Origin of the sequence: Frigidibacter oleivorans, from assembly GCF_003993775.1 — a bacterium.
In the GTDB taxonomy this organism is placed as follows: Bacteria; Pseudomonadota; Alphaproteobacteria; order Rhodobacterales; family Rhodobacteraceae; genus Frigidibacter; species Frigidibacter oleivorans.
The window spans coordinates 359,823-377,472 of record NZ_RJRZ01000003.1; the positions used below are offsets into that span (position 1 = coordinate 359,823).

General features: G+C 68.6%; 15 protein-coding genes. 12 read left to right on the forward strand and 3 right to left on the reverse strand.

The window, feature by feature from the left end; translation table 11 throughout:
- Nucleotide 1: 1 nt before the first annotated feature.
- On the reverse strand, nt 2-1,015 hold the full coding sequence (locus EEY80_RS06895) for an alpha-ketoacid dehydrogenase subunit beta (protein WP_126975838.1): 1,014 nt from the start codon (nt 1,013-1,015) through the stop codon (nt 2-4).
- 1 nt (nt 1,016) lies between these two features.
- Complete coding sequence (locus EEY80_RS06900) at nt 1,017-2,249, reverse strand: thiamine pyrophosphate-dependent dehydrogenase E1 component subunit alpha (protein WP_126975839.1); 1,233 nt, start codon at nt 2,247-2,249, stop codon at nt 1,017-1,019.
- A 199-nt stretch (nt 2,250-2,448) separates the two neighbouring features.
- Between EEY80_RS06900 and EEY80_RS06905 the strand changes: the two genes are divergently transcribed.
- The 3 genes from EEY80_RS06905 (at nt 2,449) to EEY80_RS06915 (ending at nt 4,873) form a co-directional block, all read left to right on the forward strand.
- Nucleotides 2,449-2,910, forward strand: coding sequence for an Lrp/AsnC family transcriptional regulator (locus EEY80_RS06905; RefSeq protein WP_126975840.1), 462 nt, complete (start codon nt 2,449-2,451; stop codon nt 2,908-2,910).
- Nucleotides 2,911-3,068: 158 nt separating this feature from the next.
- Complete coding sequence (locus EEY80_RS06910) at nt 3,069-4,025, forward strand: Bug family tripartite tricarboxylate transporter substrate binding protein (protein ID WP_126975841.1); 957 nt, start codon at nt 3,069-3,071, stop codon at nt 4,023-4,025.
- A gap of 92 nt (nt 4,026-4,117) precedes the next feature.
- Nucleotides 4,118-4,873, forward strand: coding sequence for an SDR family NAD(P)-dependent oxidoreductase (locus EEY80_RS06915; protein ID WP_126975842.1), 756 nt, complete (start codon nt 4,118-4,120; stop codon nt 4,871-4,873).
- 11 nt (nt 4,874-4,884) lie between these two features.
- Here EEY80_RS06915 and EEY80_RS06920 read toward each other — a convergent pair whose 3' ends face one another.
- The gene (locus tag EEY80_RS06920) at nt 4,885-5,664 is read right to left on the reverse strand and encodes an IclR family transcriptional regulator (protein WP_126975843.1); all 780 of its coding nucleotides are present in this window, start codon (nt 5,662-5,664) and stop codon (nt 4,885-4,887) included.
- 131 nt (nt 5,665-5,795) lie between these two features.
- On the opposite strand from EEY80_RS06920, the gene EEY80_RS06925 reads away from it, so the two are divergent.
- From EEY80_RS06925 to EEY80_RS06965, 9 genes are all read left to right on the forward strand, one after another.
- Nucleotides 5,796-7,286, forward strand: coding sequence for a sulfatase-like hydrolase/transferase (locus tag EEY80_RS06925; RefSeq protein WP_126975844.1), 1,491 nt, complete (start codon nt 5,796-5,798; stop codon nt 7,284-7,286).
- Nucleotides 7,283-7,819 (forward strand): tripartite tricarboxylate transporter TctB family protein, encoded by a 537-nt coding sequence (locus tag EEY80_RS06930; protein WP_126975845.1) that lies wholly within the window; start codon nt 7,283-7,285, stop codon nt 7,817-7,819. The genes EEY80_RS06925 and EEY80_RS06930 overlap by 4 nt, the downstream gene beginning before the upstream one ends.
- A 94-nt stretch (nt 7,820-7,913) precedes the next feature.
- Nucleotides 7,914-9,362 carry a tripartite tricarboxylate transporter permease gene (locus EEY80_RS06935; RefSeq protein ID WP_205749044.1) on the forward strand — a complete coding sequence of 483 codons (1,449 nt, stop codon included), beginning with the start codon at nt 7,914-7,916 and terminating at the stop codon, nt 9,360-9,362.
- Nucleotides 9,363-9,458: 96 nt separating this feature from the next.
- Nucleotides 9,459-10,634, forward strand: coding sequence for an acetyl-CoA acetyltransferase (locus tag EEY80_RS06940; protein ID WP_126975846.1), 1,176 nt, complete (start codon nt 9,459-9,461; stop codon nt 10,632-10,634).
- Entirely contained in the window at nt 10,631-12,238 is a 1,608-nt protein-coding gene (locus EEY80_RS06945; RefSeq protein WP_126975847.1) for an acyl-CoA synthetase, read from the forward strand. Before EEY80_RS06940 ends, EEY80_RS06945 begins: the two co-directional genes overlap by 4 nt.
- A gap of 2 nt (nt 12,239-12,240) precedes the next feature.
- Entirely contained in the window at nt 12,241-13,143 is a 903-nt protein-coding gene (locus EEY80_RS20040; protein ID WP_164738174.1) for a PPC domain-containing DNA-binding protein, read from the forward strand.
- A gap of 92 nt (nt 13,144-13,235) precedes the next feature.
- Entirely contained in the window at nt 13,236-15,008 is a 1,773-nt protein-coding gene (locus tag EEY80_RS06955) for a sensor histidine kinase (protein WP_126975848.1), read from the forward strand.
- 2 nt (nt 15,009-15,010) lie between these two features.
- On the forward strand, nt 15,011-16,315 hold the full coding sequence (locus EEY80_RS06960) for a sigma-54-dependent transcriptional regulator (protein WP_126975849.1): 1,305 nt from the start codon (nt 15,011-15,013) through the stop codon (nt 16,313-16,315).
- 196 nt (nt 16,316-16,511) lie between these two features.
- Nucleotides 16,512-17,459, forward strand: coding sequence for a TAXI family TRAP transporter solute-binding subunit (locus EEY80_RS06965; protein ID WP_126975850.1), 948 nt, complete (start codon nt 16,512-16,514; stop codon nt 17,457-17,459).
- The last annotated feature ends 191 nt before the right edge of the window (nt 17,460-17,650 follow it).

Here is a 17,650-nt window from a genome sequence, read left to right on the forward strand (position 1 = left end):
GTCAGTCCTTTCCAACCTCGAGCAGCGCCCGGGCGATCCGCGCGGGGCTGGGGAAATAATCCCATTCCTGCGCATGGGGATAGGGGGCGTCCCATCCGGTGACGCGCAGCAGCGGCGCCCGCAGATGCCAGAAGCAGGCCTCCTGTATCTCGGCGATCAGTTCGGCGCCGAAGCCGCTGGTGCGCGTCGCCTCGTGGACGACGACGCAGCGGCCGGTCTTTTGCACCGAGGCCGTGATCGTCTCGAGGTCCAGCGGCAGAAGCGTGCGCAGGTCGATGATCTCGGCATCGACGCCCGCCGCGGCGGCCGCGGCCTCGGCAACATGGACCATGGTCCCGTAGGCCAGCACCGTCACCCCGGCGCCCTCGCGGTGCACCCGCGCCTGGCCGAGCGGCACGACGAAATGCCCCTCGGGCACCTCGCCGCCGTCATGGCTGGCCCAGGGCACCGACTTGCCGGAATGGTCGCCGTAGAAGGGGCCGTTGTAGATGCGTTTGGGTTCCAGGAAGATGACCGGGTCCGGATCCTCGATCGCGGCGATCAGCAGGCCCTTCGCATCATGGGGCGTGGCCGGAATCACGACCTTCAGCCCGGCGACATGGGTGAACAACGCCTCGGGGCTCTGGCTGTGGGTCTGGCCGCCGAAGATGCCGCCGCCGGTGGGCATCCGGATCACCAGCGGGCAGGTGAACTGGCCGTTCGAGCGGTGCCGCAGCCGGGCGGCCTCTTGCGTGATCTGGTCGTAGGCGGGAAAGACATAGTCGGCGAACTGGATCTCGACGCAGGGGCGCATCCCCTGCGCGGCCATGCCGACGGCCAGCCCGACGATGGCGCTTTCGTTGATCGGGGTGTCGAAGACGCGCTCTTCGCCGTGGCGGGCCTGAAGCCCGGCAGTGCAGCGGAAGACGCCGCCGAAATAGCCGACATCCTCTCCGAAGATGATCACCGACGGATCGGAAGCCAGCTTCACGTCCATGGCGCTGCGCAGCGCCTCGATCATGGTCATGCGTGCCATCTCAGAACCCCATTTCCTGCCGCTGCCGGCGCAGATGCGGCGGCGGCTCGGCATAGACGCCCCGGAAGATCTCGGCCGGAGAGATGGGCTGCGGATCGACGAAGGTGCCATGGGCCTCGACCGCCTTCTGGACCGTCGTCACCTCGTCGAGGATCTCGGCCTCGGCCTGCCTGTGCCGGTCCTCGGACCAGTCGCCGCGCAGGATCAGATGCGTCTTCAGCCGGTCCACCGGATCGCCCAGCGGCCAGGCCTTCGCCTCGTCCCGGGGGCGGTAGGCGGTGGGATCGTCCGACGTCGAATGCGCCGCGACGCGATAGGTGAACCACTCGATCAGCACGGGGCCATGGCCGTTGCGCGCCCGCTCGATGGCCCAGCGCGACACGGCGATCACCGCCAGATAGTCGTTGCCGTCCACCCGCAGCGCGGGGATGCCATAGCCGAGCGCGCGGGCGGCATAGGTCTCGCTCTGGCCGGCGGCGACGCCGGTATAGGTCGAGATCGCCCATTGGTTGTTGACCACGTTCAGCACGACCGGGGGCAGATAGACCGAGGCCGACAGCAGGGCGCTGTGGAAATCGTTCGAGGCGGTCGCCCCGTCGCCGATCCAGCCCGCCGCAATCTCGCCCGTGCCGCGCAGCGCGCAGCCCATCGCCCAGCCGACCGCCTGGACATACTGCGTGCCGAGATTGCCCGAGATCGAGAAAAAGCCGTGATCGCGCGCGGAATGCATGATCGGCAGCTGGCGTCCCTGCAGCGGGTCCAGGTCGTTCGAGTAAAGCTGCCCCATCAGCGCCTCCAGCGGATAGTCCGCGGCGATCAGCAGGCTTTGCTGGCGGTAGGTCGGGAAATTCATGTCGCCTGGCGACAGCTCTCTCTGGAAGCCGCAGCCAATCGCCTCTTCGCCGGTGCATTGCAGGTAGAACGAGGTCTTGCCCTGCCGCTGCGCGTTCAGCATCCGCCGGTCCACCGCGCGCATCCGCAACATGTCGCGCAGCCCGCGCAGCAGCGGTTCGGCGGACAGATCGCCCAGATATTCCGCCCAGGGGCCGACGGCCCGGCCGTCATCGTCCAGCACGCGGATCATCCCGGTGGCGAAGGGCCGCGATGCCCCCGCGTCCAGATCCGGGGGCGGCACCGGCAGCGCGCCGGCTTGCGGCACGACGATCGCCGAGAAATCCGGCGCCTGATCGGGCCGCGCGGGGGGGCGGGGAAAACTCAGCCTGGCCGTGCTCATCGTCAGATCCTCCAGGGCGGCGCAGCTCGGCGCCGCATGGGCCGGCACAGATGGGCAGGGGACGCACCCGTGCCGCCCTCCCCGCCGGTTGCATTGCGGAAGCATAGCTCCGTCCGCGCGGCTATTCCTTGCTTTCGATGCCGGCCCGCGAGATCATCAGCATGATCCAGCCAAAATTTGAGGGCCAATCGGGGATTCCATGCACACGATCGACGAGACCGACATCCGGATCCTGCGCGCGATGCAGAATGACGGCAGCCTCACGGTAACCGAGATTGCCGAGCGCGCGGGGCTGTCGCAGTCGCCCTGCTCGCGACGGATCGCGATGCTGCAGGAGAAGGGGATCATCCGGGGCAAGCGCACGATCCTCGACGCAGGGCAACTGGGCTTTCACACCCTCATCATCCTGCGGATCAAGCTGCAGGGGCACGAGTCCGCGCTGCTGGCGCAGTTCAAGGCCGCCGTCCGCACCATCCCCGAGATCCAGATCGCGCTGCTGGTGCTGGGGGATTTCGACTTCTACCTGCGCATCGTCGTGCGCGACATCCAGCACTACCAGACGCTCTTGCAGGAGCGTCTGGTGGTCCTTCCCGGGGTCCGGGAAATGCACAGTTCCGTCATCCTCGAGGTGGTGAAGGACTCCGCGGCCCTGCCGATCTGAACCGCGCCCCTGCCCCGCACGCCTGCCCCGCACGCCTGGCCCCCGGGGCGCTGCCTCTGCACCCGCTCCACAATGTGGAATGCGTCGGTTGTGGCCTCCCCGAACACCGGGACAATGGCGTCATGACACGAGCATCATTCAGTTAGGGAGGACATGAAATGATGACGTCGAAGAGAACGCTTCTACAAGCGCTGGCGGCGGCGGCGGCACTTGCGGCCGTCGGCGGAGTCGCGAATGCCCAGGACTACCCGTCGCGCCCGATCACGCTGATCGTACCGCAGTCGCCCGGCGGCGGGACCGACCTCGTCGCCCGCGCGATCCAGACCGGGGTCGAGTCGGCCGGCGCCTCGCCTCAGCCGATCGTCGTCATCAACCGCGAGGGCGCCGGCGGATCGGCAGGGACGCGGGAGGTCCTGAACGCCGATCCCGACGGCTATACGATCGGGATCTGGCATTCGGGTCTGGTCTTCGGCAAGGCGATGGGGGTCGTGGACTACGATCACACGGCGTTCACCCTGATCGGCCAGGTCGCCGAGACGGCCATGGGAATCGGCGTGTCTTCGACCAGCGACATCATGACCCTGCCGGATCTGATCGAACGTGCGCGCTCGGGGACAGTGTCGTTCGCAACCAACTTCGGGGCCTCGCCCCAGATCGTGCCGCTGCTGCTGTCGAACGAGGCGGGCGCTCCGTTTCGCTTTGTCCAGACCCAGGGTGGCGACGGCGCGCGCATGACTCAGGTCGTCGGCGGCCATACGGACGCGGCCCTGCTGTCCGCGGGCGGGCTGGTCCGGTTTGCCGAACAGGGCGTCCGGCCGCTTGCGGTCTTCTCGAGCGAACGCGAGCCCGTCCTGCCGGATGTGCCGACCGCTGCCGAAAGCGGCTACGATACCTTGTTCAGCGAGCGGCTGGTCCTGATTGCGCCGCCCGACACGCCGGCCGAGGTCGTTGAAACCCTGGTCGGGTATGTGAACACCGCGCTTGCGCAACCTGCCGCGGCCGAACAACTCGCCTCTCTGGGCTTCAACGTCCGGTTCCTGGACGGTGCGACGGTGTCCGGCATTTTCGATGATCTGAGCACCGATATCGAGGCCGTTGCGGATCAGCTGAACTGATCTTCCAGTCGTGAGGGTGCCGTCCTGCGATGACGGCATCCGCCCGATCCCGACGCAATCCGAACCAACGCCCGCGGGCGCGGAGATGATGCATGTCCAATGATGTCCCAAGATCCGTTATCGTGACCGGCGCCGCCTCGGGGATCGGTCTTGCTGTGGCCGAGGCGCTGGCGGAATTTTCCTTCCATCCGATCCTGGTCGACCGCGATGCGGACAGGCTGGACGCGGCCCGCTCCGGCCTCGGTGCGGCAGGATGCGACGCCGCCGTTTTGGATGTTGCGGACGAAACCGCGGTTCTGGAGGTCACGGAGGGGCTGTGCGACCGGCATTCCATCGTCGGGCTGGTCAATTGCGCCGGCATCGGGATGGACAAGCCTGCTGTCGAAACCTCCGTCGCGGAGTTCCGCCGCATCCATGATGTCAACCTGATCGGGGCGTTCCTCCTCTCGCGGACGGTCGCGCGGCACTGGCTTGCGCACGACAGGCGGGGTTCGATCGTGAACATCACCTCGGTCTCGGGGATGGTCGGCAACAAGGGGCGCAGTGCCTATGGCAGTTCCAAGGCCGCGCTCAATTCGCTCACCGAAATCATGGCGACCGAACTGGGTCCTCACGGGATCCGCGTGAACGCGGTCGCGCCCGGCCCCATCAATACGCCGCTGGCCGAGGCTGCGCATACCGACGAGGTGCGCCGCCAGTGGAACGAACGGACCGCGCTCAAACGCTACGGGACCCCCGCCGAGGTCGCGGGCATGGTGGCGTTCCTGCTTTCGGACCGTGCCAGCTACATGACCGGTCAGGTCATTCCGGTCGACGGCGGTTTCCTGAGCAGCGGCCTGCACATCTGAGCGGCCGCGGCCTATCGCTCGAGTCTTGCGGACACGCGCTCTTTCTCCTCCCTCATGATGGCGACCAGTTTGCTGATATGCGCCTCGGTCATGCGATGATCCACCGCAGAGACCGTGATCGCGCCAATGGCCTGTCCGGTGGTGGAGATAATCGGAATTCCGATGCCCCAGGCATGTTCGAACAAGAGCCCGCGATTCAGCGAATAGCCGTTTCGCCTTGCATTGCCGACATTCTTCACGATCACCGACGACGTGTTGGCGGGGAATTGCTTGTTGAGGGTCTCGCGGTTCAGCACGACCAGATCGACGACTTCCTCGTCCGACATGGCAGACAGGATCGCGATCCCGGCCGCGCCGGCGCCGAGCGGAATGCGCTGGCCGGGTTGCACCATATGCGAGCGGATCGGGTAGGTTCCTTCCACGCGGGCGATCACCACGCAGAAGTCGCCCTGCCGCATCGTCAGGATGCAGGTGTCCCCGGTGCGTTCGGCGATCCGGACGATGGCGCTGCGGTAATGCTCCATCAGCGAGAACCGAGGCGAGGCGAGATTGCCCAGCGAATAGGAGGCCGATCCAAGCAGATAGTGCCGCGATTTCGGGTCCTGATCGACAAGGCCGACATTGAGCAGCGATAGCAGAAGACGCCGGCAGGTCGGCTTGGAAAGGCCAAAATCGGCGCACAGACCGGCGAGCGGCGCACCCCGCTCGCCATAGGTGCCGATGGCCAGCAGCAAGGCGAGTGCCCGGTCGACGCTTTGTGCGCCCTTCGTGTTTCGTTCCCTGTCGCCCATGCGGCCATCGTGGTGGTTGCGCGTTCCACATCATAGACGAACGTTCCACATTGCGGAAGCGGCGCATTACCCGGCACAGCCGTCCCGGTATGATCGGCTGACACGGACCCACAGCATCGGAGAGGGCCCACATGGATGCGCAAAACTTCCTTTTCATCTTCTCGGACGAGCACCGCCGGTCCCTGACCGGATGCTATGGCAGCGAGGTGATCAAGACGCCGAACCTCGATCGGCTGGCCGCACGCGGCGCGGTGTTCGACAACGCCTATACGCCCAGCCCGATTTGCGTCCCGGCCCGCGGGGCGCTCGCCACCGGGAAATGGGCGCATCAGGGGCCGTACTGGGACAATGTCTTCGCCTATCACGGAGAATGCCCGAGCTGGCATCGGCGGATCCGCGAATTCGGTCATCGCATGGATGTCACCGGCAAGCTGCATTACCGCAGCGACGCGGATGACAACGGCTTCACCGAAGAACTGGACACGATGCACAGGCTCAGGGGCACCGGCGACCTGATCGGCTCGATCCGGAACCCTTCGCCCCCACCGCGTCTTGCAATGCCGGCCTTGGCGAATGGCGCCGGCGCCGGCGAATGCACCTACAATCACTACGACCGAAAGATCGCGGACAATGCGGTGCGCTGGATCGCGGAACGGGCCGGAAATCCTGACCCGACGCCCTGGGCCTATATGGTGTCGTTCACCAGGCCGCATTATCCGCTGACCTGCCCGCCGGAATTCCTGTCGCTTTACGACCCGGCCGACATCGAATTGCCCGCCTGGTATCGCGGCGAGCGGCACGCGCGCCACCCATGGATCGAGGAACTGTCGCAAACCATCAACTATGGCGACTATTTCCGCGACGACGACCATGTCCGCCTTGCCATTGCGTCCTATTACGGGCTGGTCAGCTTCCTCGACGCCCAGATCGGCCGGGTCCTGGATGCGCTATCCGACGCCGGGTTGGAAGGTTCCACCCGCGTTCTCTATTCGTCGGATCACGGCGACAACGTCGGCGATCGGGGGCTGTGGGGCAAATCGACGATGTACGAGGAAAGCTGTGCGGTGCCGATGATCTTCGCCGGGCCCGGGATCGACGCGGGTCGCCGCATCTCGACCCCGACATCGCTGATCGACATCTACAAGACCGCGATCGAGGCGATGGGCCACGACGTTCCCGCGGAGGATCGCGACCTGCCGTCCCGGTCGCTCTTCGACTTCCTCGCCAGGGAAGAGCCCGAGCGGGTGGTGTTTTCGGAATATCACGCCATGGGCTCGAACCATGCCAGTTTCATGGTCAGGTCAGGGTCGTGGAAATACATCTACTACGTCGGACACGAGCCGGAACTGTTCAACCTGGCGGTCGACCCGTACGAGACGACAGACCTCGCGGCGGATCCGGGGTCGAAGGCGGTGCGACAGGCCTTCGACGCCATCCTGCGATCCATCTGCGATCCCGAGGCGACGGATCTGCGGGCACTCGAGGACCAACGGCAGATGCTCGACGGCTACGGGGGCGTTGCGGCGGTGCTGGCGCGGGGCGACCTGCTTTATACGCCGACGCCCGGCGAGGAGCCCAAGCTGAAGCACGACCGGACGCAGGCACTGGAGGCAAAGGCATGAGCGCGCAACCCGAAAAGCGCCCTGACGGACTGCCGACGCTCGAGGCGGTGCGACAGGCCTACGAAAGGTCGCGGGATCGCCTCCTCGAACTCGGCATCGCCCTGCTGCTGATGGGTCTGGGGATCGTGATCGCGATTGTCGCGGCGCGCATGCCGCCCAGCCGGTTCGAACCCATCGGCCCGGGGCCCGTTCCGCTGATCCTTGGCATCCTCCTGGCGGTCATGTCGGCATTGGCCGCGGCGCAGACGCTGCGTTCCCTGGTCCGGATGCCCGAGGGATGGCGGCTTCGCGCGCCGGACCCGCACAGGCTGGTGATCGTTTCGGCCATCGTGGTCTACGTGGCCGTCATGCAATGGGGCGTCGTGCGCTACGACGTGCTGACAGCGGCGTTCCTGTTGCTGACCGGCCTTTACCTCGCGCGCTTCGATCCGCGCCAGATCGTGCCGATGGGTGCGATTGCCGTCGTGCTCGCGGTCGGCATCCAGTTTGTCTTCACGCAGGTCTTCGTGACGGCTCTGCCCGGCGCCTACTGAGCCGCGACAAACGACTGAGGGAGGACTCTTCTTGATTACCGGACTCGCAAGCGCGATGGCGGTCATGCTGACGACGCCATGGACCGCTGCCCTGATGCTCATCGGGACCCTGACGGGCATCATCGTCGGCGCAATACCGGGGTTGAGCGGCGGCATGCTGATCGCCCTGTCGCTGCCCATCACCTTCTATTTCCATCCCGTCGACGCCGTGGCGCTGCTGATCTCGATGTATGTGGGGTCTGTGTCCGGCGGGCTCATCACCGCGGCGCTGCTGCGCATTCCCGGCGCGCCGGCGAATGTGATGACCACGCTCGACGCCTATCCCATCGCCGCCGGGGGCGAGCCCCGCCGGGCGCTCGGGCTCGGCATCTATGCATCCTTCGTCGGCGGCCTGGTCGGTTGGGTGGCGCTGTATCTCTTCACCGAACCGCTGTCGGTTCTCGCGCTCCGCTTCGGCCCCTTCGACTATTTCGCGCTGACGATGACGGCGCTCGTGCTGATCGTGACGGTCAGCAAGGGGACGATGTTGAAGGGCCTGATCGCGGGCGTGCTGGGGATGCTGGTCGCGATCCCGGGAATCGATCCGTCCTCCGGCCGGCTGCGCCTGACCGGCGGGCAACACTGGCTGGAGAGCGGCTTCGACATCTTGCCGGTACTGGTCGGTGTCTTCGCCATCAGTCAGGTCATCGTGCTGGCGACACGGCATTCCGACCATGCCACGGTCATCGAGACGGGTCTGGGCCCCGTGTTCCTGCGGACCCGGCAATGGGCGCGGCACTGGGTCAACCTGCTGAGGTCCTCGGCTCTCGGCACGATCATCGGCATCCTGCCCGGGATCGGGGCCTCCATCGGCTCCGTCGTGTCCTATGCCGCCGCCAAGGCCTTTTCCCGCACCCCGGAACGCTTCGGCAAGGGCAGCGAAGAGGGGGTGATCGCTTCGGAGGCGGCGAACAATGCGACGGTCGGTGGTGCCCTGATCCCTCTCATCGCGATCGGCATTCCGGGCAGCGTCATCGACGCGATCCTCATCGGCGCGCTTGCGGCGCATTCGCTGCAACCCGGTCCCCTGCTGTTCACGCAGAACGTCGATGTGGTCTGGGCGATGATCGCGGCCTGCCTTATCGCCAACGTGCTGATGTTCATCGCGATGATCTTCCTCGCCGGTCCGATTGCCAAACTTGCCAGCGTGCCGCGCCACTATCTGGTGCCCATCGTCTCGGCCTTCTGCGTGGTCGGGGTGTTCGCGGCGCACAATTCCATGACGGATGTCTGGGTCATGCTCGGCTTCGGCGTGCTCGGCTATCTTCTGGAAAAGGCGGAATACCCGCTGGCCCCCTTCGTCATCGGGCTGGTCATCGCGCCGATTGCCGAAGCGAACCTGCGCAGCGGCCTGATGGCCTCGGGCGGCGACGCCTTCGAGATCTTCCGCCATCCCATCGCGGTCGTCTGCCTGATCGCCGCCGCAGTCATGCTGCTGTGGCCGTTGATCGCCCGGCTTTTCAGCAGCCGGACGTTCCGGGCGCGGAGCAACGGCGAGGTGTAGCGGCGGACGCAGCGGCGACCGGCAGCCCGGCCCTGTCCCCGCAAAAGGCAGCAGCGCCCGGCAGGGGCGCCCCGAGGATCGAGAGGAGACGCCACCATGGCATCGAAAGCCTGCATCGTCGGCTGGTCGCACAGCCCGTTCGGCAAACTGGACATCCCCGATGCCGAAGGCCTGATCGCGGCCACGGTCCCGGCCGCACTGGCGCATGCGGGCATCGCGCCCGAGGATGTCGAAGGCATCTTTCTGGGCACCTACAATTCGGGCTTCATGCCGCAGGGCTTCGAGGCCGGTCTGGTGGGCATGGCCGTGCCCGCGCTGCGCCACGTCCCCGCCGTGCGGCTGGAGAATGCCTGCGCCACGGGCTCGGCGGCGCTGTATTCGGCGCTCGACTTCATCGAGGCCGGGCGCGGGCGCATCGCGCTGGTGGTGGGGGTCGAGAAGATGACCGCCATCGCGCCCGCCGAGGCCGCCGCGCTGATGATCCATGCCAGCTATGTTCCCGAGGAAGGGCACTTCATTCTCGGGTTCGCCGGTGTCTTCGGCCATATCGCCCAGAGCTACTTCCAGCGCTTCGGCGACCAGTCCGACGCCCTGGCGATGATCGCGGCCAAGAACCATCGCCACGCGGTGGCAAACCCTCTGGCACATATGCCCAGGGATCTGGGCTTCGATTTCTGCAACACCGTCAGCGACAGGAACCCGCTGGTGGCGGGCCCGCTGCGGCGCACCGACTGTTCGCCGATCTCGGACGGGGCGGCGGTGCTGGTGCTGGCCTCGGAGGACGTGGCGGCCGGGTTGCCGCGGGCGATCCGGTTCCGCGCCCGCCGGCACGTCAACGATTTCATGGCCCTGTCGCGGCGCGAGGCGCCCTATGTCTTCGAGGGCGCGGCGCGGGCCTGGGCCGGGGCGCTGGAGGACGCGGGTGTGACGCTCGACGACCTCGATCTGGTGGAAACGCATGACTGTTTCACCATCGCCGAGATGCTGGAATACGAGGCGATGGGCCTTGCCCCCCGCGGCGAGGGACACCGCGTGATCCGCGAGGGCGTCACCGCGCGCGACGGACGGTTGCCGGTCAACCTGTCGGGCGGGCTGAAGGCGCGCGGTCATCCGCTGGGTGCCACGGGTGTGTCGATGCATGTCATGGCGGCGATGCAGCTGGCCGGCGAGGCGGGGGCCATGCAGCGCCCGGGTGCCACGCTGGCGGGCGTGTTCAACATGGGCGGCGCCGCCGTCGCCAACTACACCTCGATCCTGGAGCGTGCGCAATGACCGCGGCAAGCCCCTGGCCCAGCAGCACGCGGGTTCCCAACATCGCCTATTTCCTGACCCGCAACGCACGGCGCCAGCCCGATGCGGTGGCCATCGCCTATGACGGGCAAACCTGGACCTGGGCGCAGTTCGACGCGCGCGTGGGCGCACTCGCGGCAGCATTGACGGGCGAACTGGGTCTCAGGCGCGGCGACCGGGTGCTGGTGCAATCGGCCAACAACAACCAGATGCTGGAAATCATGATGGCGGTCTACCGCGCGGGCCTGGTCTGGGCCCCCGCCAATTTCCGCCAGAGCCCCGACGAGGTGGCCTTCCAGTGCGGCACGGCCCGCGCCCGTGCGATGTTCGTCGAGGCGGGCTTCGCGGGCCATGCCGCCGCCTGCCGCGCGCTGGTCGATCATGTCATCGCCATCGGCGGCATGGAGAATGCGCTGGATTACGAGGATCTGCTCGCCCGCCACGAGGGGCAGGCGCCCGACAATGCCGCCGTCGAGCGCGACGACACCTGCTGGCTGTTCTTCACCTCGGGCTCGACCGGACGGCCCAAGGCCGTGGCATTGACGCATGGCCAGCTGACCTTCACCATCCTCAACCACATCAGCGACCTGATGCCGGGCCTCGGGATGTCGGACAGCAGCTTGGTTGTGGCGCCGCTCAGCCACGGCGCGGCGGCGCATCAGATGGCGCAGATCGCGGCGGGGGCGAAAAGCGTGATCCTGCCGCAGGGCCGCTTCGATCCCGCGGTGGCCTGGGCGCTGGTCGAAGAGTGGCGGGTGACCAACATGTTCACCGTGCCGACCATCGTGAAGATGCTGGTGGAACACCCGGCGGTGCAGGCGCACGATCATTCCAGCCTGAAGCACGTGGTCTATGCCGGGGCGCCGATGTACCGCGCCGACCAGAAGCGCGCGCTGCAGACGCTGGGTCCGGTGCTGGTGCAATATTACGGGCTGGGCGAGGTCACGGGGGCGATCACCGTGCTGCGCCCGGAGGATCATTCGCTGTCCGACGGTCCGGAGGCGCGCCCCGGAACCTGCGGGGTCGAGCGCACGGGCATCCAGGTCACGATCCAGGATGACGACGGCAGGCTCTGCGCCCCGGGGGAAACCGGCGAGATCTGCGTGATCGGCCCGGCGGTCTGCGCGGGTTATGACGGGGACGACGCGGCGAACGCCAAGAGCTTCCGCAACGGCTGGTTCCGGACGGGCGACCTGGGGCACATGGACGCGCAAGGCTTCCTGTTCATCACCGGGCGCGCCTCGGACATGTACATCTCGGGCGGATCGAACGTCTACCCGCGCGAGGTCGAGGAAATCCTGCTGACCGTGCCGGGCCTGTCCGAAGTGGCGATCCTCGGCGTCCCCGACACGCGGTGGGGCGAAGTCGGGCTGTGCGTCTGCGTGGCCGAACCGGGCGCCACGCTGGACGAAGGCGTCCTGCGCCAACATCTCGAGGGGCGGGTTGCCCGGTACAAGCTGCCCGCCTACTTCGTCGTTCTCGACGAGATGCCCAAGACGGCCTATGGCAAGATCACCAAGAAACTGGTGCGCGAGAACCTTGCGGCCCGCGGCCTGATCCCCGCGCCCGCCGGGGCGGCGGTCTGACGATGCGCGCCATTCCCGGCCCCCGACGCGCCGATGCGCCGCCGATGCCCGAAGGCGACAGCCGCGACTGGCTGCGCCATCCGGGCGCCGAGGTGCTGCCGCGCGTCAGTTCCACGCCCTGCCATGCGCGCCGCGTCACCGCACGGCTGCAGGCTGGCACGACCCTGCTGGACGCGGTCTCGGCCGCCGTGGAGGCCGCCGTCGCGGACGGGGGCGCGGACGGGGGCGCGGACGGCGCCTGCGCGATCCTCGACGGCGTGGCGCTGGCCGGGATGGCCTATGTCATGCCCGACGGCCCGCCCGATGACCGGCACGCCGCCTGGTACAGCGAGACCTGCACCGCCCGGAACGTGACGCTGGACCGCGCCACGGCGCCGGTCGGGCGGCGGGACGGGGCCTGGTTCCTGCATTGCCACGCGATGTGGAACGGCGGCATGGGCCATCTGCTGAACGACCGGTGCATTCTGGCGGCGGATTGCGAGGTCACGCTGTGGCTGACGCAGGGCGCGCGGCTGGAGGTCGCGCCCGATCCGGAAACCGGCTTTCCCCTGTTTGCGCCCCGTGCCATGGCGGCGGTCACCGGCGCCAACGCGGCGACGGTGACGGTCCGGCCGCATGAGGATCTGCACGCCGCGCTGGAAGCCGCCTGCGCCACCGCCGGGCTGATCGACGCCGACCTCCACGGCATAGGCAGCCTGATCGGCGCCGGCTTTCACGACGCCCCGCCGATGTCGGCGCCGATGTCCGAGGTCCTGCTGCTGCCCGGCTGCCGTCTGGAGGCCGGCCGCATCGGCGCGCTGCCCGTCGCCTGCGTCGATCCCTGGGGGACGATCCATCAGGGGCACCTGCGGCGCGGCGCGGGCCCCGTCTGCGTCACCTTCGAGGTGCTGGCCGTCGGCCGCTGACGCCATGGAACCGCATCGCCCCCGCCGCGTGCCGCCGGGTGCGGGGCGACAAAGGCATTCTTTGTTCCCGCGGCCCGTGGCAAGATGCGGCGATGACCGCCTCGATCCGTCCCCCCTTGCCGCCCCGGCGACTGGCCCTGCTGCTGATCCTCGTGGCCGCGCTGGCAGGGGCCGCGATGTTTGCCTCGCGCGAAGCGGGGCTGCGCCGGCTGGACGACGAGCTGCAGCGGCGGCTGACACTGACCCGCCACGCCGTCACCGCCCAGATCGAGCGCTATCGCTACCTGCCCGACGTGATCGCCCAGGATGCCCGCATCACCGAACTGCTGACCGCCGGTGCCGGAGGCAGCACCGAGGCCGCCAACCGCTATCTGCGCGCCGCCCGCGACCTGTCGGGGGTGGACGAACTGTATCTGCTGGACGCGGCCGGCCGCACCCTCGCCGCCAGCAACTTTGCCGAGCCGGGCAGCTTCGTCGGCCACAACTATGCCTTCCGCCCGTATTTCCGGCAGGCCATGACCAGCGGAGCGGGGCGTTACTATGCCGTCGGCGTCACCACGGGCGTTCCGGGCTATTTCCTCGCCTCGCGCATCGGGCCGGCCGGCGCGCCGCTCGGGGTGGCGGTGGCCAAGGTCGACATGTCCGAACTGTCCCGCACCTGGGCCGAAGCCGAACAGGACATCGCGCTGGCGGACGATCTGGGCGTGGTGTTCCTGTCCGGGCAGCAGGAATGGCTGTATCGCCCGCTCGACGGACTGGGCCCCGACGCGCTGGCCCTGATCGAGGCCGAGCAGCGGTATGCGGGCCTGTCCATCGCCGAGACCGGGCCCCTGCGCGACGCCCTGCGCGGCAGCGGGCTGCGCCTGGCCGAGGCCGGGCTGCAGCCCGACGGCTGGCGCATTCTCGCGGCACTCCCCTTGGCCGGCGTTCAGGCGCAGGCGCGGCTGATGGGCGCGGTCGCGGCCATGGCGGGCCTTCTGGGCGCGGCGCTCGGGGTCGGGCTGTGGCAGCGGCGGCAGCTGACGCGCATGCGGCTGGAACAGAACGCCATGCTGGAGCGGCGCGTCGCCGAACGGACCGAGGCCCTGGCCCGCGAGATCGACGAGCGCCGCCGGGCGCAGGAAGAACTGAGCGCGGCGCATGAAAGCCTGGTGCACGCGGCCAAGCTGGCGGTGCTGGGACGAATGTCCTCGACTATCGTGCATGAGGTCAGCCAGCCGATTTCGGCGCTGGACAGCACGCTCGCCGCGGCCGAGCTGCATCTGGCGGCAGGGCGGGACGGCAAGGCGGCGGCCAGCATCGGCTCGGCCCGCGCGTTGCTGGTGCGGATGCAGAAGATGGTGCGCAACCTCAAGCGCTTCGGCGCCCGCCAGCGGCTGGAGCCGCCGGAACCGGTGGACATGGTCGCGGTCCTGACGGCCAGCGCCGAGGTGCTGGCACCGCGCCTCCGCGAACTGGGGCAGCGGCTGGAGCTCGACCTGCAGGACGGCCTGCCGCCGGTGCGCGGCCATGCGATCCGGCTGGAGCAGGTGGCGACGAACCTGATCCTGAACGCGGCCGAGGCGAATGCCGCCGCCGGCAGCACCGCGCCGCTGCAGGCGGGCCTGTCGCTCGGGCCGGACATGTTGCGGCTGGTCGTGGCCGATCGCGGGCCGGGCATCGGACCCGAGCTGCAGGGCCGCATCGAGGAGCCGTTCTTCACCACCCGCCTGTCGGGCGAGGGGCTGGGCCTCGGCCTGTCGATCACGCGCGGGATCCTCGATCAGGCGGGCGGACGGCTCGCCTTCCAGCCGCGCCCCGGCGGCGGCACGCTGGCCGAGGTCGAGCTGCCGCTGTATCATGCGCAGGAGCGCCTCGCCGGCTGATCATGACCCAGGACCTGCGCGGCCGCATCACCTTCATCGACGACGAGGCGCAGATCTGCGCGGCCGCAGCCGACTGGCTGGAGGCCTCGGGCTTCGACGTCACCACCCATACCGATCCGGTAGAGGCGCTCGCCCGGCTCGATGCGGCGGGCTGCGACTGTCTGGTGACCGACCTGCGCATGCCCGGCATGACCGGGCACGAGGTGCTGGACGCGCTGCGCGCCCGCGACCCCGACCTGCCCGTCGTGCTGCTGTCCGGACATGCCGACGTTCCCGTCGCGGTCGCCGCGATGCGGACCGGCGCGCATGACTTCCTGGAAAAACCGTATCGCGCCGAACATCTGGTCGAGGTTCTGGACGGCGCCGTGGGCCTGCGCCGGATGCGTCGCGCGGCAACGGCGCCCGGTTCGGCGCTGGCCTCGGAACGGCTCGAGATGCGGCTGGCCGGCAGCAGCGCCGCGATCCGTCACCTGCGCGCGATGGTGATGGCCCTGGCCGACCTGCCGCTGGACGTGCTGATCGCGGGCCCGCCGGGCAGCGGCCGGCGCGGTCTCGCGCGCTGCCTGCACGATTTCGGACGCCGCGCCCGCCGGCCCTTCGTGACGCTGGACTGCGCCGCGCTGGAACCGGCCGGCGCCGAGATGATCTTTCTGGGGCACGAGCGCGGCTACCTGCCCGGTGCGGCGGCGCGCGCGGGCCTGTTCGAGCAGGCGCATGGCGGCACGCTCTATCTGGCCAGCCTCGACAGCCTGCCCGCGCCTCTGCAGGCCCATCTGATGGCCGTGCTGGGCGCGGCCGAAGTGACGCGGCTCGGAAGCGGGGTGCCGCGCCCGGTGGACCTGCGCGTCATCGCCTCGGTGTCGGATGCGGCGCGGGCGGAAGGGCTGCGGGCGGACCTCTACCATCATCTGTCGCCCGCGACGCTGGTCCTGCCGCCGCTGAGCGAACGGCGCGAGGATATCGCTGTGCTCTTCACCACCTTCGCGCAGGAGGCCGCGCGCCGGCTCGGGCGGCCGATGCCTGCGCTGCGGGCCGCCGATCTGGACCGGCTGAGGGCGCAGGACTGGCCCGGCAATCTGCCGCAGCTGCGGGCCGAGGCGATCCGCCGTGTGCTGAATCTTCACGCCCCGCCGCCGCCCGCAACCCCCGTGCCGCTGCCCGAGAGGCTGGCCCTGATCGAGGCGCAGATCATCGCCGAGGCGCTGGAGGCGGCCGGGGGCGCATCCGCCCGTGCAGCGGAGGCGTTGGGCATCCCGCGCCGCACCCTGAATGAAAAGATCGCGCGCCTCGGATTGCGGGCCGACTGATCGGGCATGATCTTGCCCCGCCATTTCGCTGCGTGGCGGAACGCCGCCAGGCGCCGACCGGCAGATCCTTGCGCAAACGACTGATGCGCAATGAATTCCTTCTGAATTGGCGAAACTCCCGATGCTGCGTGACTCTGCGTTCTCACGACAGGGCGAGTTGCTAGCCTGTGCTTCGAGGAGATCACGGGAGGACTTCATGTTTACGCGTTTCGCTGCCGTTGCGTCGACGGCCGCTCTTGTTGCCATCGCGCCGCAGGCGCAGGCCCAGAGCTTCATCAACGTGCTGACCGGCGGCACCTCGGGCGTGTACTACCCGCTCGGCGTCGCCCTGTCGGAGATCTATGCCGAGGGCATCGGCGGGGTGCGCACCCAGGTGCAGGCCACCAAGGCCTCGGTGGAAAATCTCAACCTGCTGGCCCAGGGCCGCGGCGAGATCGCCTTCGCGCTCGGCGACTCCGTCCAGATGGCCTGGGAAGGGAACGAGGAAGCGGGTTTCCCGCGCCCGCTGACCGAGCTGCGCGCCATCGCGGCGATCTATCCCAACTACATCCAGATCGTCGCCGATGGCAGCGCCGGGATCGAGACGCTGGAGGATCTGAAGGGCAAGACCCTGTCCGTGGGCGCGCCCGCCTCGGGCACCGAGCTGAACGCGCGCGCGATCTTCGCCGCGGCGGGAATGAGCTATGACGACCTGGCCCGCGTCGAGTACCTGCCCTATGCGGAATCGGCCGAGCTGATCAAGAACCGCCAGCTGCAGTCGACTCTGCAATCCTCCGGCCTGGGGGTCGCCTTCATCCAGGACCTCTCCGCCACGCATGACATCACCATCGTGGCCATCCCCGAAGAGGTCGTGGCCGCCATCGGCGCGCCCTTCACCCCTGGCGTCATCCCGGCCGGGACCTATGCCGGCCTCGACGAGGACATCCCGACCGCCGCCGTCGGCAACATGCTGATCACCCATGAGGGCGTGGACGAGGAAACCGCCTATCAGATGACCAGGCTGCTGTTCGAGAATCTCGACCGGATGCGCAGCGCGCATGGCGCGGCCCGGGGCATCAGCCCCGAGACCGCCGTCGAGGGCCTGCCGATCCCGCTGCATCCGGGGGCCGAGCGCTATTACCGCGAAATCGGGCTGATCCAGTAACGGCGCGCGGGCGCGCGCGGCGGGGCATGCCCCGTCGGCGGGCGCCCTGCCCCGGATCGCCTGTCCCCGGATCGCCTGTCGTTGCCATTCGTTCCTGAGCGGAGCCCGTCATGACCCTGTCCCCCACCGCGCCCGGCGAGGCGCGGAACGATGCCCTTCATGCCGAGGAGGTGGCCGAGGGCCTGCCGCCC